Raw genomic sequence first — 238 nt, 5'->3', positions numbered from 1 at the left:
TTGCACCAATGGGGGATTAGCTCAGCTGGGAGAGCACCTGCTTTGCAAGCAGGGGGTCGTCGGTTCGATCCCGTCATCCTCCACCACCTGTTTTTACGTAAGCACAGATGCTTAGGTAAAAGCAGTATCGTTCTTTAACAATCTGGAAGAAGTAAAGTTTTATTAGGCGTGTGTCGACAGATACATGCCTGGGTAGTAAAACTCATCATCACAAAGTAGTAAATGCTTGCCTAATAGC

The 238-nt window shown here is 45.8% G+C and carries 1 tRNA gene; it reads left to right on the top strand.

Features of this window, described 5'->3' with window-relative positions:
• Positions 1-10 precede the first annotated feature (10 nt).
• Positions 11-86: transfer RNA gene (locus GJ695_RS29550), tRNA-Ala, on the top strand.
• Positions 87-238 lie beyond the last annotated feature (152 nt).

The sequence above is a fragment of the Duganella alba genome, assembly GCF_009674495.1.
Lineage (GTDB): Bacteria > Pseudomonadota > Gammaproteobacteria > Burkholderiales > Burkholderiaceae_D > Rugamonas > Rugamonas alba.
Note: the sequence above shows the minus strand (reverse complement) of the source record. Positions and strands in the feature narration are given on the sequence as shown.